Source organism: Campylobacter sp. TTU_617 (genome assembly GCF_016599045.1).
In the GTDB taxonomy this organism is placed as follows: Bacteria; Campylobacterota; Campylobacteria; order Campylobacterales; family Campylobacteraceae; genus Campylobacter_D.
The window spans coordinates 1-24,833 of sequence record NZ_JAENKV010000018.1 but is presented as its reverse complement, the minus strand read 5'-3'; the positions used below and the strand labels follow the sequence as shown (position 1 = coordinate 24,833).

The window sequence follows — 24,833 nt, the reverse complement described above, 5'->3', positions numbered from 1 at the left end:
CACTAAAGCATCAAATTTATCCAGAGATTGAACTTATAAAGCCAAACGAAATTGATAAAGCTTATGAAAATCTTACTTCAGGTAAAGCAAAATTTCGTTATGTGATTGATATGAGATAGTTTTACTCCGGTTTTTATGATTTTTTTGGTATTATTTGGAGTTTTATTTAAGGAGTTAAAATGAACACTATACTTTTACTCAATGGTGCAAAAAAATTTGGTAGTTCTAATGGTGAACTTAATCTTACTTTGCACGATCTAGCTATCAAAACTCTTAAAGAGTTAGATTATAATATCAATGAAACTCATATTGATCGTGGCTATGATGCAGAGAATGAAGTTCAAAAAATTTTAAATTCTGATGTGATAATTTACCAAATGCCAGGTTGGTGGATGGGTGAGCCTTGGATAGTTAAAAAATATATAGACGAGGTTTTTACCGCTGGATATACGCGTTTGTTTGCAAATGATGGACGCAGTCATACAGATCCAACTAAAAATTATGGCAAAGGCGGACTTTTGCAAGGAAAAAAATATATGTTTTCTCTTACTTGGAATGCTCCAGCTGAAGCTTTTAATGAGAAAGATGATTTCTTTGAAGGTGTTGGAGTTGATGGTGTTTATTTACATTTGCATAAGGCAAATCAATTTTTAGGAATGAGTGCTTTACCAACTTTTATTTGTTATGATGTGGTTAAAAATCCTCAAGTTGAAAAATATTTAAGCGAATATGCAAATCATTTAAAAAATATTTTTGCAATTTAAGTTTATCTTAAATTGCAAGATAAATTATGCTTATAAAGTAAAGATTTGACAAGCTAAAATAAATTAAATTTTTCTAAATAGTTTAAAACTTTTATTTATAATTTTAAATCGAATTTATTTTTTATAAAGACTTCAAAACTTCTTTGATTATTTTAAATATTTAGATTTTAACGATTTTTTAGTTATAGCTTGATAAAAGCTTAAAGAAAAAGTTATATAATCTTTTAAAATTTAAGGATAAATGATGAAAAAACTAATATTATTTTTTATTTTTTTAAATTTTTGTTTTGGTCAAGATGTTGGATTATTTGGATATACAAAGGGTGTAAGGGTTATAGAGGTAAAATTAAAGGATATAAGAATTGATTCAATAGAAAATATTGTTTATTCTCAGGTGCCAACAAATGGTAGTATTAGAGGTTTGCATATGTCTTTGTTAATTCCTCAAACTAATGTTTTAAAACCTGCTATTCTTTATTTTCCTGGAGGTGGTTTTATGTCTGCTAATTATTTTAAATATTCTCAGATGAGAATGGCTCTAGCAAAAGCAGGATTTGTTGTAGCTTCTGTGGAATACCGCGTAATTCCTGATAAATTTCCAGCCCTTGTAGTTGATGCAAAATCAGCTATAAGATATTTAAGAGCTCATGCTAAAGAATATGGTATTGATCCGATGAAAATTGGTGTTTTGGGAGATTCAGCAGGAGGATATTTGGCTCAGATGGTGGGAATGGCAGATGATAAAAGCTTTGAGCAAGGAGAATATTTAGATAAAGATTCTAAAGTTCAAGCTGTAGCTACAATTTATGGAATTTCTAATCTTTTAAATATTGGTGAAGGATTTTCAAAAGAAGCACAAGAGGTACATCACTCTTTGGCTGTAACAGAAGCTTTATTGGTAAATGGGGTAGCTTTTAGAGATTTTGCAGGATTAAGTATCCAAGCAGACCCCAAAAAAGCACTTTTTGCTAGTCCTTTGGGTCATATTAAAGGCAAAAAACCACCTTTTTTAATAATGCACGGTAGTGCAGATACACTGGTATCTCCAATACAAAGCAAGCAACTTTACGAGGCTTTAAGGAAAGAGGGTAATGAAGCAGAATATATCCTTATAAAGGGAGCAAATCACGGAGATATTTATTGGTATCAAGATGAAGTTATTAATCTAGTAGTTAGGTGGTTTAAGAAAAATCTAGTCTCAAGAGATAAAAAAGAAATACAAAATTCACAAAATCTAAATAACAATCTTTAAAAAGAGTTAAAATTTGATATAAAAAGCTTTATTTTATAGATTTAAAATAATTTAATCTTTTATGTAAATGTTTTATTAGAATACATAAAAGATTTTATTAAATAAGAGTTTTTAACTAAGTATTATATTTAGATAAAAAATTCTTTGATTTGTTCTTTGTCTTTCAGAGCTTCACATTCATAAATTTTATCTTTAAAACCTAGTTTATATTTTTTACTTTCTTCGCATTTTGTATAAGTTAAAGCAATTTTTAAAGCTAGATTTAAATCTTCTTCATTGATATTTGCATTTACCAAAGAATAAGCTCCAACAAGATCAAAAAGTTTGATTTCTTCATATTTTGGCGTTTTTAAATTTTTTAAGAGTTCATTTTCTAGTTCATTGCGACCAATAATCATTTTAGAATTATTAGGCAACCTTAAATGTCTTCCATATTTGAGAAGTTGAGCATCATTTACTTGCATATTTTTATCAAAAGATATAAAATCTTTAATTTTTTTAGAAAAGCTTTCAATAGTTAGCAAGCATCCTCCACCAGGACTTTCAAAATCTTCAAGATTGAATTTTTTGGCAAGTTCAAGTTGTCTTTTACGACTTCTGCCACTAATACCTTCTAATTTTTCCCTATCAACCCAACCTTCTCTTTCTGGTTTTGTTGGAGCTAAATTTTTGGCACACATAGGACGCAAAATAAGATCTTCTTCATCTTGAGCTAATGTTTTTACTTTTGCCATAGCATCAAATCTTTGACTCATAGGACGTTGTCCTAAAACTTCACCTGTGATGATAAAATGTGCATTTTCATCTTTTAACATAGAAAGAGCTGTTTTAAACATAAAAGCATGACAATCAATACAAGGATTGAAATGTTTTCCATAGCCATATTTTGGATTAAAAAGAACTTTTTGAAGATATTCGTTTTTAACGTCTATCATTTCAAATGAAGCTCCTACCATAGCTGCGCGTTTTGCCATAATTTCACTTTTATCGCTTGTGCTTCCAAAACCTATGTTGATATTTAAAGCTTTAACTTCTATTCCTTGAGAGGTGATAAGTTTCATAGCAAGCATACTATCAAGACCACCGCTAAAAAGCGCTAATGCTTTCATCGTTTCCTTTCTAAAATTTAATAAATAAAAGCGTAATTTTATCTTAAAAAATTATACAATGGCTTAAAAAGGATGATTGTTTTCTTTTAAATTTAATTCTATAAAAGTAAAATAATTTTTTGATAATATTTTATAAAGATGTTTAAAAAATAATTCCAAATTTTCTTCATTTCTTTCTTGTTTTAAGGTGATTAAACAATCTTTTAAAAAGAGAAAAAGTTCATTTTGATTAAGATTTTTTTTAAGTTTTTCGCTATTTTTTTCAAGCAAAGAAAAGATTTGCTTTTTTAAAGCAAGATTCGTTTTTTTAATATTAATTTGATTTAAAAAAGCAAGATTTATTTTGCAAATTCCTAGCAAAAATTCATTTTCATTTTCTAATTTTCTAAAATTTTTTAAATAAAGCTCTCTTATATCAGAATCTTCTAAACCTATATTTTGAAAGATTTTTTCTAAAATATTTTGATGTTTAAAACATGCTTTATCGCTAATTAAGTGAAAAAGCTCTCTAGCCTTTTGCTCTTTGAATAAATAATCTAAAATTTCAAATTCGCTTAAATAGATTTTTTGTGGATTATTGTAAAGATTGATTAAGTTTTTATTTTGATTAGAATTTTTACTAAGATAGATAAAATTTTCTTCAACTCCTAAAAGTTTTGAAACTAAATTTTTATATGAATTGGCTATTAAAGGCTCAAGTAAAAATGTATATTTTTGTATATTTTCTAAAGCTTTTTGTTTATCAAGCATAGTTTTTAAAGGAAATTTATCAAGCATAGTTTTAATATAAAATTCCCCAAGTTCTATCCCTTGTTCAAGTAATTGAAATAAAGCTTTATTTTGATTATTTGCTACGAGTTCGGCAGGATCTTTTCCTCCTTCAAGTAAAACCACTTTGCCATCTATTTTGTTAGTGCTTAGTAAAAATGCTGATTTAAAAGCAGCTTGTAAGCCTGCATTATCATTATCAAAACATAAAATCACTTTAGCATCATAGCGTTTAATTAACGGGAGATGATTTTGAGTAAGAGCTGTTCCTAAAACAGCTACAGCATTATTTAATCCTGCTTTATGAAAGGCAATAGCATCCATATAACCTTCACAAATAATTATTTCTTTTTTTTGAGCTATATAATCTTTTGCAATATTAAAAGCATAGAAAATTCTAGATTTGTCAAATAGTTTATTTTGAGGTGAATTGACGTATTTTGCTAGATTTGAAGTATTTAATGTGCGTCCGCCAAAACCTACTAATATATTTTTGTGATCATATATAGGAAAAGTTATTCTTTGGATAAAGCTAGCATAGAATTCTTTATCTTGATTTTTAATAGCTCCAACTTCTAAAGCATCTTGAAAATTAATATTTTCGTTTGTCAAAAGTCTTAAAGTTTCTTCTGATTTAGGTGCAAAACCTAATTCAAATTTTTTTATATCTTGATCATTTAATTTTCTTGAGTAAAGATAACTTAGAATTTCTTTATGTTTAGGTAAGTTTTCTTTATAAAAAGCATTAAGCAAAGGTAAAATGTACTTTAGGTCTTTTTGTTCTTTTTTTTCTTTTGTATAGGTTAAAGTAAAATTACTTAAAGTGGCTACTTTTTCAACAGCTTCTTTAAAGCTTATTTTTTCATAATCCATAACGAATTTAAAAACATCTCCGCCCGCTTTACAAGAAAAACAATGATAAAAACCTTTTTGAGAGTTAATGTGCATAGAAGGATTTTTATCATTATGAAAAGGACAAACGCAAATATAACTTGAACCTTGTTTTTTTACTTCGATAAAATGAGAAATAATATCAACAATATCTATTCTTTGACTTAAATTTTCTATACTTGCTTTATCAATCATTTTTTAAACCTTGATAAAATTATACAAAGATTTAGCTATAATAGATATAAAAATTAAAGTTTTAGTATGGATTTGTTTTTTTTAGATTATAGAGATCCTTTGGTGGGATTAATTTTTATTACGATTTTAATCTTTATTATAGCCTTGCTTAATTATTTTTGGAGATTTTTTGCCTATAAAGATGAAGAAGAGAAATTAGAAAAATTTATTAAAAAATTTGAACTTAATAATGTCCATAAAGATTTACTAAAAGATCCAAATTTAAGCTTAGCTAATCTCATTTTTTTGGCATCTATTTTTACAAGAAGCGGGGAATTTGAAAAAGCGATACAAATTTATTTAATTGCCCTAGAAAAAGTAAAAGATAAAAAAGAACAAGAAGATATTTTTATATCTTTGGCTGAGGTATATTTTAAGGCAGGGTTTTTAGAAAGATCTAAAGAAGTTTTACTTAATGCTTTAAAAATCAGACCAAGGAATGAAAAAGCTTTAAAACTTTTAAAAATTGTTTATTTAAGATTGAGATCTTATAAAGAAGTTTTGGATACATTAGAATGTCTTTTAGAACTTGATGAAGAAGTGAAAGAAGAGAAAGAATTTATAAAAGCTCTTATGATAAAAGAACAAGATATAGACCAAAAAAGCAAGATAGAACTTATTTTAAATCTTGATATTAAAGATAATATAATGCTTCAAAGACTTATTTTTGAAAATTATCAAATCATAAAAGATCAAAATCTTTTTGATATTATTGATTTAATTTATAGGGATAAAAAAATAGTAAAAATTGACAAACAAGAATATAAAGAATTTTTTTACGCTTTAAATTTATTACCAAAAGAAGAAAAAATTTTTTTAAAAAATCAAAATTTTAGAATGTTTAAGATTTTAAATGATAATGATTTTAAAGTGAAAATGGTGTTTTCTTATGTGTGTTTAGAATGTAAAAATGCTATGCCTTTATTTTTTTATCATTGTCCGATATGTTACGGTTTTAATAAATGTAAAATTCTTTATGAGGTTAAGCTTGATGAAACAAATTAAGATTTATACAGATGGATCCTGTCTTAATAATCCAGGTTTTGGAGGCTGGGCTTATATCTTACGCTATAAAGAATACGAAAAAATAGGTTTTGGAGCAAAAGAAAATACAACTAATAATCAAATGGAACTTTTAGCTATTATAGAAGCTTTAAAAGCCTTAAAAGAACCCTGTGAAATAGAGCTTTATACAGATTCTAATTTAATGGTAAGAAGTATTAATGAGTGGCTTGATGTTTGGATTAAAAAAGATTTTAAAAATAAAAAAAATGTAAATTTATGGAAAGAATATTTAAAATTTTCAAAAAATCATAAAATCAAAGCTTTTTGGGTTAAAGCGCATAATGGACATATAGAAAATGAAAAATGTGATAAATTAGCAAAAGAGGCTGCTTTAAATTTGCAAAAGGAACAAAATGGAAAAAATTGAATTGCTTGAACAAAGACTAAGATATAAATTTAAAAATCAAAAATTGCTCATTGAAGCTTTAACGCATAAAAGTTTTAAAAAGCCTTTTAGTAATGAGAGATTGGAATTTTTGGGCGATGCTGTTCTTGATTTGGTTGTGGGTGAATTTTTATTTCATAAATTTAAAAATGATGCAGAGGGAGATTTATCTAAATTAAGAGCAGCTTTGGTAAATGAAAAATCATTTGCAAAAATTGCTAAAAGTCTTGAACTTGGAAATTTTATTTTTATGTCCATTGCTGAAGAAAATAATAATGGTAGAGCTAAACCATCTATACTTTCAGATGCCTTAGAGGCAATTATTGGAGCAATACATTTAGAATCTGGTTTTTTAGAAGCAAAAAAAGTAGCTTTAGCTTTGATTGAAGAGAATTATCCTAACATAGATGCAAAAAATCTCATAAAAGATTATAAAACAAAATTACAAGAAATTACTCAAGCAAAATTAGGTCAAACTCCAGATTATGAAACTCTAAGGGCTTTTGGACCCGATCATCAAAAACAATTTGAAATCGTTTTAAAATTAGAAGGAATTGAATATGCAAGATCTATTGCAAGCAGTAAAAAGGAAGCTCAGCAACTTGCAGCTAAAATTGCTCTTGAGAAATTAGGAATTTTATGAATACCTTTGGCACAAGATTAAAATTTACAAGCTTTGGAGAATCACACGGTAAAGCTTTAGGTTGTGTTGTAGATGGAATGCCTGCAGGGGTAAAATTTGATGAGAAATTTTTACAAAATGAGCTTAAACTTAGAAAACCTGGTAAAAATAAATTTTCAAGTCCTAGAAAAGAAAAAGATGAGGTAGAAATTTTAAGCGGAGTTTTTCAAGGCTATACAACAGGAACTCCTATATCTGCAGTTGTTTTTAATAAAGATGCAAGATCAAAAGATTATGAAAACTTAAAAGATATTTTTAGATTATCTCACGCTGATTTTACTTATTTTTATAAATATGGTATTAATGATTATAGAGGCGGAGGAAGATCAAGCGCTAGAGAAAGTATCAATAAAGTTATAGCAGGAGCTATTGCTGCGATGCTTTTAAAAGAATTTAATATAGAAGTTTTTAGTGGAATTTGTAGTATAGGAACTAAAAGTATAGATTTTAAAAATATAGATTTTAATTTTTGCAAAAAAAGTGAAATTTTTTGCCTAGATCCAAAATATGAAGAAGAATTTAAAAAAGAACTTTTAAATGTCAAAAAGGATAAAGATAGTATAGGTGCTAGTGTTTATACTTGTGTAAAAAATGCACCTATTGGACTAGGAGAAGTTTTATATGATAAACTTGATTCAAAATTAGCTCACGCTTTAATGGGTATTAATGGGGTTAAAGCCGTTGAAATAGGAGCTGGAGTTAAATCAAGTTTAATGCGAGGTTCAAATTATAACGATATTTTAAAAGATAAAAAATTTTTAAGCAATAATTCAGGCGGAATTTTAGGAGGTATTTCAAATGGGTCTTTAATCGAAATTAAAACTCATTTTAAGCCTACTCCATCGATATTTATTCCGCAAGAAAGTATGGATAAAAAAGGTAATAATATAAAGTATATTTTAAAAGGAAGACACGATCCTTGTATAGCAATTCGCGGAAGTGTTGTAGTAAATGCTATGGTAAGATTTATTCTTGCGGATTTGCTTCTTTTAAATGCAAGTTCAAGACTTGATTATCTTAAAAAAATTTATACTTTTTAATTTGTTATAATTTTAAAAATAATAAGGAATATAAATGATTTTTATTGATGCTTGTTTTAAAAAAGAAGTACCTTATACCCCTGTTTGGATGATGAGACAAGCTGGAAGGTATTTAAAAGAATATATGAAAGTAAGAGAAGAAGCAGGAGATTTTCTTTCCTTATGTAAAGATTATAAAAGAGCAAGTGAAGTAAGTTTGCAACCTGTTGAAATTCTTGATGTAGATGCAGCAATTATTTTTTCGGATATTTTAGTTGTTCCATTAGAAATGGGTATGGATTTAAAATTTGAAAAAGGCGAAGGTCCAGTATTTAGCGATCCTTTAAAATCTTTAGAAGATATAGATAAGTTAGATTGCAATGCTTATAAAAAATTAACTTATGTATATGATGCCATTTCTCTTACAAGAGAAAAACTCCCTTCTTCTAAGGCTTTAATAGGATTTTGTGGTAGTCCTTGGACTTTGGCAACTTATATGATAGAAGCAAGAGGAAGTAAAACTTATGCAAAATGTAAAAAATTAATTTACACTGATCCTTTATTAATGCATAGTTTACTTAAAAAATTAAGTGAAATCTTAAAGTTATATTTAGAAGAGCAAATTAAAGCTGGGGCAAATGCAGTACAAATTTTTGATAGCTGGGCAAGTGCTTTAGAAAAAGATGTATTTTTTGAATTTTCTTTTAAATATATGATAGAAATTGCTACTTATATTAAAGAAAAATATCCCCATATACCTGTAATTTTATTTCCAAAAGGAATTAGTGGATATTTAGATGGAATTTATGGAAATTTTGATGTTTTTGGAGTAGATTGGAGCACTCCTTTAGAGATGGCAAAAGATCTTTTAAGTCCTGCTTATACTTTACAGGGTAATATGGAACCTTGCAGACTTTATGATAAAAAAGCTATAAAAGAAAGTGTGCATAATATTTTAAATATTATGAATAAAAGAGCGCATATTTTTAACTTAGGACATGGAATTTTACCTGATATTCCTGTTGAAAATGCTAAATATTTTATCAATCTTGTAAAAGAATTATCAAGAAAATGAACATAATTTTTGGTCCTATAAATTCAAGGCGTTTTGGTTTTTCTTTAGGCATTGATTTAAGTCCTGCTTTAAAACAATGCAATTTTGATTGCGTGTATTGCGAACTTAAACAAGCTAAAGCCATTGCCAAAATGGATTATATAGTTGGCGTTAAAGATATCATTGAGCAATTACAATTTTTTTTAGCCAAAAAAATACCTTTTGACGTTCTTACTTTAACAGCCAATGGAGAGCCTAGTTTATATCCAAATTTAAAAGAATTGATTACTGCTTTAAGAGAGTTGAAACTAGATAAAAAAATTCTTATTTTAAGCAATGGAACTGCTGTTTTAAATGAGATGCAATTTAATGCTTTGCTTGATTTAGATATGGTAAAATTAAGCCTTGATAGTGTAATTAAAGAAAGTTTTTTGCGTATCAATAAACCCTTAAAAGAAATTGATCTTCATTTAATGATAGAAAAAATGATAACTTTTTCAAAAATTTTTAAGGGTGAACTTATTATTGAAATTCTAGTTGTTAAAGGTATTAATGACAATGAAAAAGAATTTAAGGCTTTAAATGAAGTTTTGCAAAAAATAAATCCTACAAGAGTAGATATAAGCACTATAGATAGACCCCCTTCTTATCCTGTTAAAGGGGTAAGTGAAGAAAAACTTTTAGATTTAAGTCTTTTTATAGAGAATATTCCAGTATTTATTGCAAGAAGAAATGAGAAAAAACAAAATATGGAATTTAGCACAGATGAGCTTTTGAAAATGCTAGAATTAAGAGCGCAAAGCGAAGTTGATGTTAATACTCTTTTAAGTTTTAATACTCAAAAAATACTGCAAGATTTAGTTAAAAAAGGTTTAGTTAAAATTTATACTCTAGGGGGAGTTATTTTTTATAAAGTAGATAAGTAGTTTTAAATAAATAATAATTTTTAGTGTAGTAAATAAACTTTTTAGTTGTTAAAATATTAATACATTTATAGTAATTTATTAATGATACTACTATTTTTATTTTTTAGATTTAAATTATAATTTTATAAACCATCTTTAAGTATTTTAAGTTTATTAAAATCATAAATTAAACTAGTTTGAAATATTATTTAAAGTTATATACACAATTGTCTTCTAAATTTTAAAACTATGGATAGTTTTTACTATTTTTTATATAAAAAAGTTTATGATTATATAGTGTTTTATGGGAATGGTTTTATAAACTAAGATAACATAAGTTTATTTTAATTAAAAATCTAACTATTTTAGAAGTTAAAAGCACTTTAGGGATTCATTAAAGAAAGAAAAAATTTTTATAAGCTTAAGGTCTAATGTTTAGAATTTTTCCAAAATTATTTAATATAGTTGCATATTTTTGGATATTTTTTGTAAAGCTATTGGTTTATTTTAATTCAAAAATAATTTTTAATTTATCTTCTTAGGTTGATTTTTTAAGTATAAATTTAATATTTTTTCAAGAATAATTATTTTTTTTAAATTCTGTGATTTTTAATTTAAATTTACTTGACTTTATTTATTTTTTTTAATATAATCACATTTTTAATTTATTCCGGATTAGCTCAGCGGTAGAGTAGGCGGCTGTTAACCGCTTGGTCGTAGGTTCGAATCCTACATCCGGAGCCACTTCTTATTTCATATAGGAATTATTCTTTTATTTCAAAAGTAAAAAATTCACTTTTAAAATTATCTGGTAGATCTTTGTATTGTAATAAAGCTGGTTCGTAGTTTTGAACTTGTTGATATAAAAGTCCTAAAGCAGCTTTACTTTCTTTGTTATTATTATCGCTTAGTTTTGCAAGTTGTAAAAGAGCAATGGCAGAATTTGGATTATTTGAGCCTATGGCAGCAACAGAAGCTAAAAAAAGCGTATGAGAATCATTGGCTTTATAATTATCAATTAGTGTATTATATAAAGCATATGCTTCTTCAAAATGAAGCGAAAATATGTCAATATAAGCTAAAGTTTGAATTAGTCCTTCATCATTTATATTAGAAACGTTGAGTAGATCTTTAAATTTTTTACGTTCTAAATTTAAAAGTCCAGCAATTTGTATTAAAGAAGTGTATTTTTCTCTTGTTATTATTGCTCCTCCAAATATACTTTTATAATCTAGTTTTGCATTTTGAAAATATATTTGAGCGTTTTGTGCATAGTCTTTAATATTTTGATTAGTATTTAAAGAGTTAAAATACAAAATATTAGTTAAAACATCGTTAGGAAGCTCAGACTTAAGTTGTGCTATTTTCATATTTGCTTGATTATTAAGATTATTATTTTTAAAGGCAATGGCTTCAAAAATAAGATTTAAAGGATGATTATCTTGTTTAGTTTCATCTAAATAAGGCAATATTGAAGTATAATCTTCATTAGCTAAAAAGAATAAATTTTTATATAAGGCTGAAGATGAGTTTATATCAATAGAAAGATTGTCTTGAACTTCATTATAAAATTTTGTTGTATCTATGCCACTAATTTTAGCACAAAACATAGCAAATGCACCAGCTAGATAATTTTTTGGATTTAAATGATAAGAGCTTGAAAAATGTTTGTAGGCTAAATCATAATTTTTAAGTTGAGCATAAGTTAGAGCAAGATTATAATGCAAAATGCTATGTTCTGGATATTCTTTAATTAAATCTTGAAAACCTTTATTTGCCTGTTTTAGTTTTTGATTTAGAGCAAGATTTACTATATTTGCTATTTTAACATTTGTCGAAGATAAAGCTCTTCCTGTTTTTAAATAAAAACTAGTATCAACGCTATCATCAATAAAATAAGTAATATTAGCTTTTTTGATATAAAGAGAAGATTGCTTGCTATCAAAAACTTGATAAGGTGCATAATAAAAAAGTAAATCAAATTGTTCTTTTGGTTGTTTAAAGAAATTTCTAGAAAAATTTTCTTGTGCCATTTGAATGTCAAAAAGATCTTTATTTAAATTTACTTTAATTTTATAAATATCCAAAATATGATATTTATCTTCTTTGTCTTTATAAGCATTATTAAGACGTGTTAGCATTTCTTGATATTGTCCTGTTTTCAAATCTACTAAAGTAATAGCAGCTAAACTTTTATTAAAGTCTCTTTCTATTTTTAAGGCAGTATTTAAAGCATTTTTAGCATTTTGGTATTCTCCAATGCGTGCATATAAAAGTCCTAAAGATAAACTTGATTCAAAGCTATTTTGTTCTTTTAGATAAGATATTGCTTTTGAATTTAAATCCATTTTACTATAAATTTTAGCTGAAAGATACTTTGCAAAATCAGCATAAGGCTCGACTGATGTTTTTTGAAACATTTGTAAAGCTTCTGGATAATATCCTTTATAAAAATTAATAAGAGCTAAGTAGTAGTCATAAAGTTTAGAATTTCCTTCTTTTGACAAATAAACTTGAGCTAAATCAATATAATATTTAAATCTTTCTCTATCATTTAGTTTGAGTGCACAAACAGCGGCATTGATGGCCGAAACAGTCTGATTTTCGCCATTATTAATAGCTTTTTTAAAATTTTGCAATGCTTCTTCAAATTGATTTTCATTCATTTGGGAAACCCCTAAATTATAACTAGAAAGCGATTCATTATAGATTGCAATTTGCTCATAAGCTTTTAAGGCTTGTTCAATATCTCCTTTTAAATACAAAGCATTAGCCTTTTTTATCATGGTATCAATTTTTGCAATATCATACTGATAGGATTCGTCTTGATTTTCGTTTTTAACTACTTCTTTTGGTGTTGTAGCGATGATATCAGCTTTGATATTATTACTACTAAAACTTAGATAAAATAATGTAAAAACCAAAGAACAGATTATAAGTGCTGATCCAGCTATCAAAGATAAAAATTTTTTATCTTTATACCAAGCTAATTCTTTAGATTCAGTTTGTTTTAAAGATTCTTCTTGCTCTTCTTTGGGAGCGGATTCTCTTTTAAAGAAAAAACTTTCTTCTTCATTTGAAAGCTCTTCTGGTAAAGTGGTTAATTCTTCATCTTGTGGAGCTTCACCTTCTTGTCCTTTAAATTCTTCTAAACTTTCATCAAGTCTTTCTTTAGAAAGATTATCTTCTTGTTCAATTTTTTCTTCTGCCATTTACTACTCTTAAAAATATTTTCTAAGAACGTCAGGAATATGGATATTGCCTTTATCATCTTGATAATTTTCCATAATGGCAACAAGCGTTCTGCCAACAGCTAAAGAAGAACCATTTAAAGTATGAACAAATTCATTTTTCCCTTTGTCATTTTTATAGCGAATTTTAGCTCTTCTTGCTTGGAAATCTTGACAATTTGAAACAGAACTTATTTCTCTATATTTATTTTGTCCTGGAAGCCACACTTCTAAATCTACTGTTTTGGCTGCACTAAAACCAAGATCTCCTGTACAAAGCATTAAATGGCGATGAGCAAGACCAAGTGAGCTTAATAAATCACTTGCACAATTTAGCATTTCTTCAAAAACACTATCACTTTGATCTGGCTTTGTAATACTTACAAGCTCTACTTTTTCAAATTGATGTTGGCGAATAATACCTCTTGTATCACGTCCAGCACTTCCTGCTTCCTTTCTAAAACAAGCACTATAGCAAGTCATCTTTATAGGTAAATTTTCACTACTTAAAATTTCATCAGAATAAAAATTTGTTACAGGAATTTCTGAAGTGGATATAAGATATAGATCCTCATCCTCTACTTTATACATATCATCTTTAAATTTTGGAAGCTGTCCTGTACCAAACATTGTTTTTGAATTAACTAAAAAAGGAACATTGATAAGATTAAAACCACGTTTTATATTAAAATCTATCATATAATTAATTAAAGCACGATTTAACAATGCACCTTCATTTTTAAGGATACAAAAGCGACTTTGAGAAATTTTTACTCCTCTTACAAAGTCAAGCCAATTAAGCTTTTCTCCAAGTTCAAAATGTTCTTTAGGGGTAAAATCAAAAGAAGGTGGAGTTAGAACTTTTTTAAGTTCGACATTATCATTTTCATCTTCTCCAAGCGGAACACATTTGTCAGGAATATTTGGGATAGAATGTGCTATTGTTTCTAAATTTTCAAGTATTTCATCAACTTTTTTGCTTTGGATTGCAATTTTTTCCTTGTTTTCGCTAAGTTGTTTTCTAAGACTTTCTTTATCTTGAACAGTGCTTAATTCTTTACTAAATTTATTTTGAAAAGCTTGTAATTCTTCTAAATTTGCTTTTTCTTTTTTCAAATTTAAAAAAAGATCACTTAGTTTTTTTAACAAAGCTTCATCAACTTTTTTATTTTTTAAACTTTTTGCCACTTCTTCAAAATTATTTTGTAAATATTTTAAATCCAACATAATGTATCCTTAAAGTCCTATTTTTTCATAAATTTTTTGTATTTTTTGTAAGGCTATATTTTTTGCTTTTTTTGCACCTATTTGCAGACATTCTTTAATTTCTTCTGGGTGAGATAAGAAATTATGATATCTTTCTCTTGCTTCTTTAAAATGATCAAGAATTAAATCATTAAGATACATTTTAAAATGTCCATAACCTTCGCCACCTTTTTCATACCTTGTTTTTAAATCCTCTTGCCCCTTATTATCTAAAAATAATTTTGCAATATTAAATACATTGCATTTTTTCCAGTCTTTAGGATCTTTTAAATCTGTACTATCTGTAACAATAGATGCAATTTGTTTTTTTAAAGTTTTTTCATCGCTAAAAATATCTATAGTGTTTTGATAAGATTTACTCATTTTTGATCCATCTGTTCCAGTTACAACAGAGACATTATCATCAATTTTTGCTTTAGGTAAAGTAAAAATTTCTCCCCATTCATTATTTATTTTTAAAGCAATATCTCTAGCAATTTCAATATGCTGAATTTGATCTTTTCCAACAGGAACAATTTGTGCATCAAAAAGTAAAATATCAGCTGCCATTAATACAGGGTAAGAAAAAAGCCCGTGCGATGCATTAATTCCTTTGGCAATTTTATCTTTATAACTATGAGCTCTTTCTAAAAGTCCCATAGGGGTAAATTGAGATAAAATCCAGTAAAGCTCTAACACTTCTTTTACATCACTTTGGAGCCAAAAAATGCTTTTATTAGGATCTATACCAAGACTTAAAAATGCAGCAGCAGCTTTTAATATATTTTGTTCTAAAATCTCACCTTTTTGATTTGAGGTCATTGCGTGATAATTTGCTATAAATATAAGCATTTCATTATCATTTTGTGCCTCAATCATTTGTTTGATAGCTCCAAAATAATTACCAATATGTAAATCTCCACTTGGTTGAATTCCACTTAAAATTCTCATTAAATCCTCTTTGTTATTTCTTCTAAAAGTTCTTCAATATTCTTATTTTCTATATCTATTATTAAATCTGCTTTTTTTTCATAATCTTTAATGCGTTTATTATATAATTTTTTTGCTTTAAATTCATTGCAAAATAAAGGTCTTTTATTTTTTTCCTCTAAGCTTAGTTGTTTATTTAAAAAGTCAAATTCAGCTCTTAAATAAATACAAAATCCTAAGCTTTTAAAATCTGAAACATGGATAAATCCGCCACCTGTAGATATTATGGCTTTATTAGTCATACTAAATAAATAAGCTAATTTTTGTTCTTCTTTTCTAAAAAATTCTTCACCAAAAATTTTAAAAATTTCACTAATGCTTTTTTGAAATTTCATTTCTATCAAAGAATCACTATCAAGAAAAACTCTATTTGTTTTTTGAGATAGGGCTCTTGCAAGAGAGCTTTTTCCACTTCCCATAAAACCTATAAAAACAATGTTTTCATTCCTCATTGTTTTCTTTAGTTCCTTTTTTGCGTGAAGCAATGATTAAAGGTACACCTTCAAAATTAAATTCTTGTCTGATTTTATTTTGCAAATAGCGTTTATAGCTAAAATGCAAAGCTTTTGGACGATTCATTATTAAAGCGATTTTAGGAGGCGCTAAATCATATTGTACCGCATAATAAATTTTAACAAGTTTGCCATAATCGTGAGGTAAAGGATGAGCTTTTGTAGCATTTTCTATTAAAGCATTTAGTTTTGAAGTTGGAATTTTTTGTATGAAATGTTCAAAGACTTCTAAAATTTTATCTAATAATACATGAACTCTTTTTCCACTTAAGGCTGAAACACTAATAATAGGTGCATGAGCTAAAAATTTAAAACGATCAAGACGTAATTCTTTGATTGTTTTATCAAAATCAAGTTCGCTTTTATCCCATTTGTTTAATACAATTATTACACCTAAATAATGTTTTGAGATAAGTCCTGCAATTCTTTCATCAAGTTCGTTAAAGCCTTCACTAGCATCTAAAATTAAAAGTGCTATTTGAGAATTTTGTAACATTTTTTCAGTGCGATTTAAAGCAAAACGTTCAAGTCCTTGAATTTTTCCGCGTTTTCTAATACCAGCTGTATCAACAAATTCTATGGTTTTATCCTTGTAAAAAATACTTTCATTTACAGGATCAATGGTTGTTCCAGCTATATCGCTTACTACACTACGTTCTTGTTTTACTAAAGCATTTAAAAGGCTTGATTTTCCAACATTTACACGTCCTACAATGCCTACTCTTATATGATTTGTATCAATTTCTTTAAATTCAATCTCTTTTTTTGCATCATAATGTTTTAAAAAATCCTCTAAATTTTCTTCTTGATCTTCTATTAAGAAATGTTCATTTTCTAGATACTTTTCAAGCCAATCATAAAGTTCATCTAAACCTATATTGTGTGTTACTGAGAGATTAAAAATTTCTTTTATTCCAAAATTGATAAATTCCCACGATCTTTCTTCGTCTTTTTTGTTGTCAATTTTGTTAATGAGTAAAGCTATGGGTTTGTTTAATTTTTTTAAAGAGTAAAAAAATTGTCTATCTTCATCATCAGGGGCTAATTTCCCATCTACCATATAAAGAATGATATCACTTTCTTTTGCTGTTTTTAAAGTATTTTTTTTAACATTTTTAAAAAGTTCATCACTTTCATCTAATCCTCCACTATCAACAAGTAAAGCTTTTTTAGAATTAATTTGAACTTCTATTTTATTTGTATCTCTTGTTGTGCCAGAAATTTCACTTGTAATAGCTATTCTTTGCCTTGCCATTCTATTAAAAAGACTTGATTTTCCAACATTTGGCTTACCTACAAGTATAATGCTTTGCATTTTTTTCCTATTATTTTTATTTTTAAAATTTTAAAATTATATAAACTTTGCCTTAAAATTTAAGCAAAAAAAGATTAAAATACGCATTTATTCAAAAATTAAGGAATATTTGTGTTAAAAATTATCAAGCATAATCTAGGTATTTATTTTATGATGCTAGCTTGTCTTGATTTTGCTTTAATGGGCGCATGTGCAAAAATTTTAAGCAATGAACTTTCTTCTATAGAAATTATGTTTTTTAGAAATATTATAGGAACTTTTTTTATTATTTATATGCTTAGAAAAACAAAAATTCATAAAGAAGGTGGAAAGTTAGGGCTTTTAATTTTTAGAGGAATTATAGGTACTTTAGCCCTTTATATGTTTTTTTATAATGTTTCGCATATTACTTTAGGTGGTGCATTTGCTTTTCAAAAAACAGCTCCAATTTTTGTAACTTTAATTGCTTTTTTTCTTTTCAAAGAAAATGTAGGTTTAAAAGGTTGGTTTGGAATTTTAATTGCCTTTTTAGGTGTTCTTTGTATTATGCAACCTTGGGCAGATTTTTCAAATCATTCAGGTTTTGATTTAAAAAATTGTATTATAGGAATTTTAAGTGGATTATTAGCAGCTATTGCTTTAACAAGTGTAAGAGAATTAAGAAAATATTATTTGACTGAACAAATTGCTGCTTCATTTATATTTCTTGGTTCTTTATTACCTTTAATTTCTATGTGTATAGGTTCTTTTTATTTTACAAAAGAACTTGATTTTCTTATAGCGCCTTTTATAATGCCTAGTTTTAAAGCTTGGATTATTATACTTATCATGGGAAGCTTGGGAACTTTATATCAAATTCATATTACAAAAGCTTATGGAGTAGCCAAAAAAGCAGGTGTTGTTGCTGGAGTAAGTTATATGGATGTAGTTTTTACCTTGATTTTAGGTGTTATGTTAGGAGATGATTTTCCTAGTTTTATGGTATTTATCGGAATACTAGGCATTATTTTAGGTGGAATTATTTTAGTTCGAGGTAAGAAAAATGAAAAATAGGACAGATTTGATTTATGAACTAGAAGATAGACCTCCATTTTTTAAGGCGTGTTTTGCTGCTTTAGTACATTTAATGGCTATGTTTGTGGCTGTAATCACACCTGCTTTGCTTATTTGCAAAGGTTTAGGTATAGATGAAGAAAATACGGCAAGAATTATATGTATGTCTTTATTTGCTTCTGGTATTGCATCTTTGCTTCAGATTAAAACTTGGGGACCCATTGGAAGCGGACTTTTGTCCATACAAGGAACAAGTTTTAATTTCGTTTCACCTATAATTTTAGGAGGACTTACTTTAAAAAATAATGGCTTATCACAAGAGGCAATGCTTGGAGCTATTTTTGGAACTTTAATGCTTTGTTCTACTACAGAAATGATCATTTCTCAATTTTTACCTTTTATTAGAAAAATTATTTCTCCTTTAGTTTCTGGAATTGTTGTAATGATTATAGGGCTTAGTTTGATTAATGTAGGACTTGTAAGTGCAGGGGGTGGATTTAGTGCTAAAGCAAGTGGAGAATTCGGTTCTTTTAAAAATTTATTATTAGCTGGAATTGTAATTATAAGCATTATAATTTTAAATCGTTTTAATAATGCCATTATTAGAATTTCATCTTTGTTTATTTCTATTATTATAGGGCTTTTAGTTGCTATGAATTTTGAAAATTTTCATTTTAATTTTAATAATAATTTGCCTATTTTATTTTTTCCAAGTCCTATGCACTATGGTTTAAGCATTGATTATAATTTAATTTTACCTTTAATTTTAATTTTTATAGTAACTTCTCTTGAAACTATAGGAGATATTAGTGCTACAAGTGAAGTTTCAAATCAGCCTGTAAAAGGAGAACTCTATACCAAAAGATTAAAAGGTGGAGTATTAGCTAATGGACTTAATTCTTTTATTTCAGCATTTTTTAATACTTTTCCTAATTCTTGTTTTGGGCAAAATAATGGTGTAATCGTTTTAACTGGAGTTGCAAGTCGTTATGTGGGGTTTATAGTTTCTTTTATGTTGATTATTTTAGGACTTTTTCCTATAGTTGCAAATATTACTTTGCAAATTCCAGAACCTATTTTAGGTGGAGCTACTTTGATAATGTTTGGAACAATCGCAGCCACTGGAGTAAGAATTATTTCAAAAGAAAATTTAAATAGAAGATCTATTATGATTATAGCAATTTCTTTAGGAATTGGGCTTGGAGTAGCTAATAATCCTGATATTTTACAATTTGCCCCTATTTGGCTTAAAACTTTATTTTCTTCAGGTATAGTAGCAGGAGGAATAAGCGCTATTGTTTTAAATATTATTTTTCCATTTGAAGAAAAACAAAGAAAAATAAAGTAAAATTATAAAAATTTAAAGGCTTAAAAATGAAAAAAATGATTTTAATTGCTGGTCCTTGTGTTATAGAAAATAAAGATTTGGTTTTTAAAGTAGCAAAAGAATTGCAAGAATTTTCAAATGATGATAGATTTGAGTTTTATTTCAAATCAAGTTTTGATAAAGCAAATCGCACAAGTATAAATTCTTTTCGTGGTCCTGGGCTTGATGAAGGACTTAAAATTTTACAAGATGTTAAAAATGAATTTGGCATGAAAATATTAACCGATATACATGAAAGTTATCAAGCAAACATTGTTAGCGAAGTAGCTGATGTTTTACAAATTCCAGCTTTTTTATGTCGTCAAACTGATTTACTTGTGCAAGCGGCTAAAACAAAATCAAAAATAAATATTAAAAAAGGACAATTTCTAAATCCAAGTGATATTAAATATAGTGTGAAAAAAATTCTTCAAACACGTGGTATAGAAGAAGAAGGCTATGAAATAGCAAGTAAAAATGGTGTTTTTGTGGCTGAAAGGGGATCTAGTTTTGGTTATGGAAATTTAGTTGTTGATATGAGATCTTTAATCATTATGCGTGAGTTTGCACCTGTAATTTTTGATGCAACACATAGTGTGCAGATGCCAGGAGCCGCAGGAGGGAGTAGTGGTGGCAAAAGTGAATTTGTAGAACCTTTAGCAAGAGCTGCGGCTGCTGTTGGAGTAGATGGCTTTTTCTTTGAAACGCATATCAATCCTTGTCAAGCGCTTTGTGATGGGCCTAATATGCTTAGTGTAAATCGTTTTAAAGAATGTATTAAAACTCTTATAAAAATTCAAAATATTATTAAGTAAAGGAAAAAAATGAAAGTTATTGAAGGAAAATTACAATTAATAGGCGATGAAAAAATTGTTATCATTAATGCAAGATTTAATCATATTATAACAGATCGTTTAGTAGAAGGTGCACAAGATGCTTTTTTAAGACACGGAGGAAGAGAGGAAAATTTAGATCTTATCTTAGTTCCAGGTGCTTTTGAGCTTCCTTTTATTTTAAAAAAAGCAATACAAAGCAATAAATTCGATGCTATTTGTTGCTTAGGTGCAGTTATTCGTGGATCTACTCCACATTTTGATTATGTTTCAGCTGAAACTACAAAAGGAATTGCAAATGTAAGCTTAAATCATAATATTCCTGTAAGTTTTGGAGTTTTAACTACAGATACCATAGAACAAGCTATAGAGAGAGCAGGAAGTAAGGTTGGTAATAAAGGTTTTGAAGCTATGATTACTTTAATTGAAATGTTAAATTTAAGCAAGCAATTTTAAGGTATAAAATGGCTACAAGACATCAAGTAAGACAAAGTGTGATTTCTTTACTCTATGCTTTAGAATTAAATGACAAAAATGAAAACTTTATTGATGAGTTTTTAAATGAAAAAAAAATTCGCAATGAGCAAAAGAATTTCACTTTAAGTCTTTATAATGGAATTTGTGAAAATTTAACTAAATTAGATGAAGCACTTAATGTTCATTTAAAAGAGAATGAAATCAATAAATTAGGACATATAGAAAGAGCTATTTTAAGACTTGGGGCTTATGAGCTACTTTTTACAGATACTACAAATGCCATAATTATTAATGAAGCCATAGAATTAGCCAAAGAATTAGCCAATGACAATTCTCCCAAATTTATAAATGGTGTTTTAGATTCTTTAATTAAGGCCAAAAAATGAAATTATGTGTTGCGCTTGATTTAGCTACAAAAGAAGATTGTCTTAAACTTGTCAAGGAGCTAAAAGGTTTAGATCTTTGGTTAAAGGTAGGTTTAAGAGCATATTTAAGAGATGGTTTTAAATTTATAGAAGAGCTTAAAAAAATTGATGATTTTAAAATTTTTTTAGATCTTAAAATTCACGATATTCCAAATACTATGGCAGATGCTTGCGAAGAAATTTCTAAATTGGGTATAAATATGATAAATTTGCACGCAAGTGCTGGTAAGATAGCAATGCTTGAAGTTAGAAAACGTTTAGAAAAATTAAAAAAGCGTCCTTTGATTTTAGCTGTTTCTGCTCTTACTAGCTTTGATGAGGAAAATTTTTTTAGCATTTATAAACAAAGTATCAATGAAGCTGTAATTAATTTTTCTAAACTTTCTTACGAAGCTGGACTTGATGGTATGGTTTGTTCTGTTTTTGAAAGTAAAATTATCAAAGAAAATACTTCATCAAATTTCTTAACTTTAACGCCAGGCATCCGTCCTTTTAAAGAATCAAACAATGATCAAAAAAGGGTAGCAGATATTAAAATGGCCAAAGAATATAAAAGTGATTTTATAGTGATAGGACGTCCTATATATGAGTCATCTAATCCAAGATCAATATGTGAAAAAATACTTTTTGAGTTAAAAAATAATTAAAACTAAAATATTTTAAAATTTTAACTAAAAAGTCATTTTATAACTTTAAAACAAAATTCTATTGCAATCTAGCTTTTACATAAAGAATAAAATATAATTTATATAAGCGTTTAAATTTAATAATCCCAAACAATACAAACTTTATAGAATTTAACAATCAAATATTATTGATAACTTTTTAATTTATTTTTTAAAAATTATAAAAATATTTAATATTTTTAATCTTTATTTAAATAAGGTTTATTTTATCTTGTTATTATAATAAAAATTATCAATAAGGAAAAATTATGTTTATAACACCAGAAGAACTTTACAAAAAAAGAAGACAATTTTTAAAACTAGGAGTAGGAGCTATGCTAAGTTCAAGTTTGATTAACTCTAAACTTTTAGCTCTTGAATTTAGTAGTGATAAAAATGCACAAAAATTAAGCATTACAGATGAAGAACTGGCAACTAATTATGTAAATTTTTATGAATTTTCTACCAATAAAAAAAAGGCAGTAGAGTATGCTAAGAATTTTGATGTAAAAAACTGGGAGATTTCATTAAGCGGGGAGATAGAAAAACCTTTAAAATTAACAATGGAAGATATTTTAAAATTTCCTTTAGAAGAAAGAATTTATCGTTTTCGCTGTGTAGAAACTTGGTCTATGGTTGTTCCTTGGATAGGATTTGAGTTGCGTTATTTGATTGAAAAAGCAAAACCTACAAGCAAGGCAAAATATGTTAAATTTACAACTCTTTTTGATAAGGAAAAATTTCCTGATCAAAACGCTTTATTTCCTACTATCAAATATCCTTATACAGAAGCTTTAAGAATGGATGAGGCTATGCATCCACTTACTATTTTAGCAGTGGGAATGTATAAAAAGCCATTACTCGGACAAAATGGAGCGCCTTTACGTCTTGTGGTTCCTTGGAAATATGGTTTTAAAAGTATTAAGTCTATAGTAAAAATTGAATTCGTTGAAAATGAACCAAAGACAACTTGGCAAGAGTATGCTCCTAATGAATATGGTTTTTATGCTAATGTCAACCCTAATGTTTCTCACCCAAGATGGTCACAAGCCAATGAAAGAGCTCTAGGAGAATTTTTTACCAAGCCGACTTTAATGTTTAATGGCTATGAAAAAGAAGTGGCAAGCCTTTATGCAAATATGGATTTAAAAAAGAATTTTTAATGCTAGTTTATAATTTTATAATTTATACGCTTTTTTCTATAAGTGTGATTTATGGTTTTTACAATATTTTAAATTCTTTTGACTTTGTTAAAGAAACTTATTTTTATACAGGTATTTTTTCTTTAATATTTTTAAATTTAAGTCTTTTGTTTTCTTTAATTAGATTAAAAAATACAAAAGATTATCCAAAATTATTTGGTTTTTTTTCTGTTTTTTGGGCGATTGTTCATTTTTTAAACTATTTTATTTTTGATAGAAATATGCAAGTTTTAAGACTTTTTGATGATATTTCAAAGCGTTTATTAGAAGCAAGTGGTTTTATAGCTTTTATATTGCTTGTTTTAATGTTTTTAAGTTCCTTTAGTTTTTTAAAAAAGATAGAAAAAATAAGAAAATTAAGTTATTTGTGTTTTCTTTTAGCGAGTTATCATTATTTTTTAAGTCCTAAAGTTCCTATGTTTTGGGAATGGAGTGCTTTAATTATAGCTTTGATTTATTTTATTTTATCTTATAAAAGACTACTTACAAACAAATTAAATAAGCAAAAGAAATTTTAAAGATTGCTTCAAGAGCATACTAAAAGTATTTAAAGCATTTAAATACTTTTTAAAATTATAAATAAAATTTTAATATATTCCAAAACAACAATAAAATAAATACTACATAATATCATATTTTAATATTAAATTATTAAAGTCATAATATAAACAAAAAATTAATATATAAACAATAATTAAATAAATATTAATATAAAATATTTTATTATTAAAGTCGATATTTTATTACTTTTTTATTTACTTTTTAAATAAAATCAAAATAAATACAAGGAGTTATAATGGGTCAGCAAAAATTTAGTCTATGTAAAAAATATTCATTGATAGAATGGATTAAAAATCATTCTTATACATCTTCAAAAAAACTAATTTTTTCTTTAGTTGTAATTTCTTTTTTGAATTTTTATTCTTATGCTATAGGAAACTATAGCTATACTATAGGAAACTATACCTATGGAGAATTTGAAACTATCATTTTTGTTGCTGGAGGTGGTATAGATGAAGATGAATTAAATAATATAGACAATACAAATACTGACCCAATTATTACAAAACCTACAACAGGAAAGCTTACCATAGATTCTAGCCTTAATGCTTCTATCTTAGACGCAACTTTTAAAAGTCTGATTTCTACCATGATAAGAAGATCAACTTTTATCGATAGTATTATGGATAATTCTATGCAAAGTTTTGCTCTAAATACTTCAAATAGAGATTTCAATAAAACAATTAAAGAACACTCTTTATTTATACTTCCTTATGCTTCTTCACAGAATGTTGAACTATCTTTAAATGAAGAAAGTAAAGGACATACTAAAGGAACTATTATAGGTTATTCTACTTTAAAAGATAGTGGAATATATGGTGTATATGCAGGTTATGAAGATACAAAAATGAG

Annotated in this window: 22 protein-coding genes, 1 tRNA gene and 3 pseudogenes; 19 read left to right on the top strand and 7 right to left on the bottom strand. The window is 27.0% G+C overall.

Annotation, left to right across the window (positions count from 1 at the left end; genetic code table 11):
* The 3 genes and pseudogenes from GQV94_RS07010 to GQV94_RS07000 all read left to right on the top strand — a co-directional run.
* Window positions 1-119: pseudogene (locus GQV94_RS07010) on the top strand (NAD(P)-dependent alcohol dehydrogenase); the annotation flags it as partial.
* Window positions 120-179: 60 nt separating this feature from the next.
* Complete coding sequence (locus tag GQV94_RS07005; protein ID WP_200170344.1) at window positions 180-764, top strand: NAD(P)H-dependent oxidoreductase; 585 nt, start codon at window positions 180-182, stop codon at window positions 762-764.
* A 244-nt stretch (window positions 765-1,008) separates the two neighbouring features.
* Window positions 1,009-2,016 (top strand): alpha/beta hydrolase, encoded by a 1,008-nt coding sequence (locus GQV94_RS07000; protein WP_200170343.1) that lies wholly within the window; start codon window positions 1,009-1,011, stop codon window positions 2,014-2,016.
* 128 nt (window positions 2,017-2,144) lie between these two features.
* Here GQV94_RS07000 and GQV94_RS06995 read toward each other — a convergent pair whose 3' ends face one another.
* Together GQV94_RS06995 and dnaG are read right to left on the bottom strand one after the other, a co-directional pair.
* Window positions 2,145-3,125: an MnmA/TRMU family protein gene (locus tag GQV94_RS06995; RefSeq protein WP_200170342.1), complete on the bottom strand. Its 981-nt coding sequence runs from the start codon at window positions 3,123-3,125 to the stop codon at window positions 2,145-2,147.
* Window positions 3,126-3,188: 63 nt separating this feature from the next.
* Entirely contained in the window at window positions 3,189-4,979 is a 1,791-nt protein-coding gene (dnaG, locus tag GQV94_RS06990) for a DNA primase (protein ID WP_200170341.1), read from the bottom strand.
* A gap of 66 nt (window positions 4,980-5,045) precedes the next feature.
* On the opposite strand from dnaG, the gene GQV94_RS06985 reads away from it, so the two are divergent.
* From GQV94_RS06985 to GQV94_RS06955, 7 genes are all read left to right on the top strand, one after another.
* The gene (locus GQV94_RS06985; protein ID WP_200170340.1) at window positions 5,046-6,023 is read left to right on the top strand and encodes a tetratricopeptide repeat protein; all 978 of its coding nucleotides are present in this window, start codon (window positions 5,046-5,048) and stop codon (window positions 6,021-6,023) included.
* The gene (rnhA, locus tag GQV94_RS06980; RefSeq protein WP_200170339.1) at window positions 6,010-6,450 is read left to right on the top strand and encodes a ribonuclease HI; all 441 of its coding nucleotides are present in this window, start codon (window positions 6,010-6,012) and stop codon (window positions 6,448-6,450) included. The genes GQV94_RS06985 and rnhA overlap by 14 nt, the downstream gene beginning before the upstream one ends.
* Window positions 6,437-7,111, top strand: a complete 675-nt coding sequence (rnc, locus tag GQV94_RS06975) for a ribonuclease III (protein ID WP_200170338.1) — start codon at window positions 6,437-6,439, stop codon at window positions 7,109-7,111. The genes rnhA and rnc overlap by 14 nt, the downstream gene beginning before the upstream one ends.
* The gene (gene aroC / locus GQV94_RS06970) at window positions 7,108-8,190 is read left to right on the top strand and encodes a chorismate synthase (protein WP_200170337.1); all 1,083 of its coding nucleotides are present in this window, start codon (window positions 7,108-7,110) and stop codon (window positions 8,188-8,190) included. Before rnc ends, aroC begins: the two co-directional genes overlap by 4 nt.
* Before the next feature lie 34 nt (window positions 8,191-8,224).
* Window positions 8,225-9,244, top strand: a complete 1,020-nt coding sequence (hemE, locus tag GQV94_RS06965; protein ID WP_200170336.1) for a uroporphyrinogen decarboxylase — start codon at window positions 8,225-8,227, stop codon at window positions 9,242-9,244.
* A complete protein-coding gene (locus tag GQV94_RS06960; protein ID WP_200170335.1) occupies window positions 9,241-10,149 on the top strand; it encodes a radical SAM protein in 909 nt (302 codons plus the stop codon). Before hemE ends, GQV94_RS06960 begins: the two co-directional genes overlap by 4 nt.
* 648 nt (window positions 10,150-10,797) lie before the next feature.
* A tRNA-Asn gene (locus tag GQV94_RS06955) sits at window positions 10,798-10,872 on the top strand.
* A 20-nt stretch (window positions 10,873-10,892) separates the two neighbouring features.
* Here the strand turns inward: GQV94_RS06955 and GQV94_RS06950 are convergent.
* From GQV94_RS06950 to der, 5 genes are read right to left on the bottom strand one after another with little or no spacing between them, the layout of a single operon-like run.
* Window positions 10,893-13,340: a tetratricopeptide repeat protein gene (locus GQV94_RS06950; RefSeq protein WP_200170334.1), complete on the bottom strand. Its 2,448-nt coding sequence runs from the start codon at window positions 13,338-13,340 to the stop codon at window positions 10,893-10,895.
* 9 nt (window positions 13,341-13,349) lie between these two features.
* Window positions 13,350-14,585 (bottom strand): serine--tRNA ligase, encoded by a 1,236-nt coding sequence (gene serS / locus GQV94_RS06945; protein WP_200170333.1) that lies wholly within the window; start codon window positions 14,583-14,585, stop codon window positions 13,350-13,352.
* 9 nt (window positions 14,586-14,594) lie between these two features.
* Window positions 14,595-15,554, bottom strand: a complete 960-nt coding sequence (gene trpS, locus GQV94_RS06940) for a tryptophan--tRNA ligase (protein WP_200170332.1) — start codon at window positions 15,552-15,554, stop codon at window positions 14,595-14,597.
* Complete coding sequence (locus GQV94_RS06935; RefSeq protein ID WP_200170331.1) at window positions 15,554-16,045, bottom strand: shikimate kinase; 492 nt, start codon at window positions 16,043-16,045, stop codon at window positions 15,554-15,556. Before GQV94_RS06935 ends, trpS begins: the two co-directional genes overlap by 1 nt.
* On the bottom strand, window positions 16,035-17,420 hold the full coding sequence (gene der / locus GQV94_RS06930; protein WP_200170330.1) for a ribosome biogenesis GTPase Der: 1,386 nt from the start codon (window positions 17,418-17,420) through the stop codon (window positions 16,035-16,037). Before der ends, GQV94_RS06935 begins: the two co-directional genes overlap by 11 nt.
* A 111-nt stretch (window positions 17,421-17,531) precedes the next feature.
* Between der and GQV94_RS06925 the strand changes: the two genes are divergently transcribed.
* From GQV94_RS06925 to GQV94_RS06885, 9 genes and pseudogenes are all read left to right on the top strand, one after another.
* Window positions 17,532-18,452, top strand: coding sequence for a DMT family transporter (locus GQV94_RS06925; protein ID WP_200170329.1), 921 nt, complete (start codon window positions 17,532-17,534; stop codon window positions 18,450-18,452).
* Window positions 18,442-19,800 (top strand): uracil-xanthine permease family protein, encoded by a 1,359-nt coding sequence (locus tag GQV94_RS06920; RefSeq protein WP_200170328.1) that lies wholly within the window; start codon window positions 18,442-18,444, stop codon window positions 19,798-19,800. Before GQV94_RS06925 ends, GQV94_RS06920 begins: the two co-directional genes overlap by 11 nt.
* A 26-nt stretch (window positions 19,801-19,826) precedes the next feature.
* Window positions 19,827-20,633, top strand: coding sequence for a 3-deoxy-8-phosphooctulonate synthase (gene kdsA / locus GQV94_RS06915; RefSeq protein WP_200170327.1), 807 nt, complete (start codon window positions 19,827-19,829; stop codon window positions 20,631-20,633).
* A gap of 9 nt (window positions 20,634-20,642) precedes the next feature.
* On the top strand, window positions 20,643-21,107 hold the full coding sequence (gene ribH, locus GQV94_RS06910; RefSeq protein ID WP_200170326.1) for a 6,7-dimethyl-8-ribityllumazine synthase: 465 nt from the start codon (window positions 20,643-20,645) through the stop codon (window positions 21,105-21,107).
* Window positions 21,108-21,115: 8 nt separating this feature from the next.
* Window positions 21,116-21,514, top strand: coding sequence for a transcription antitermination factor NusB (gene nusB / locus GQV94_RS06905; RefSeq protein WP_200170325.1), 399 nt, complete (start codon window positions 21,116-21,118; stop codon window positions 21,512-21,514).
* Window positions 21,511-22,179 (top strand): annotated as a pseudogene (gene pyrF, locus GQV94_RS06900) (orotidine-5'-phosphate decarboxylase); the annotation flags it as partial. The gene nusB and the pseudogene pyrF, both read left to right, overlap by 4 nt.
* Before the next feature lie 308 nt (window positions 22,180-22,487).
* A complete protein-coding gene (gene msrP, locus GQV94_RS06895) occupies window positions 22,488-23,381 on the top strand; it encodes a protein-methionine-sulfoxide reductase catalytic subunit MsrP (RefSeq protein WP_200170323.1) in 894 nt (297 codons plus the stop codon).
* A complete protein-coding gene (locus GQV94_RS06890) occupies window positions 23,381-23,938 on the top strand; it encodes a ferric reductase-like transmembrane domain-containing protein (protein WP_200170322.1) in 558 nt (185 codons plus the stop codon). Before msrP ends, GQV94_RS06890 begins: the two co-directional genes overlap by 1 nt.
* A 488-nt stretch (window positions 23,939-24,426) precedes the next feature.
* Window positions 24,427-24,833 (top strand): annotated as a pseudogene (locus tag GQV94_RS06885) (autotransporter outer membrane beta-barrel domain-containing protein); the annotation flags it as partial.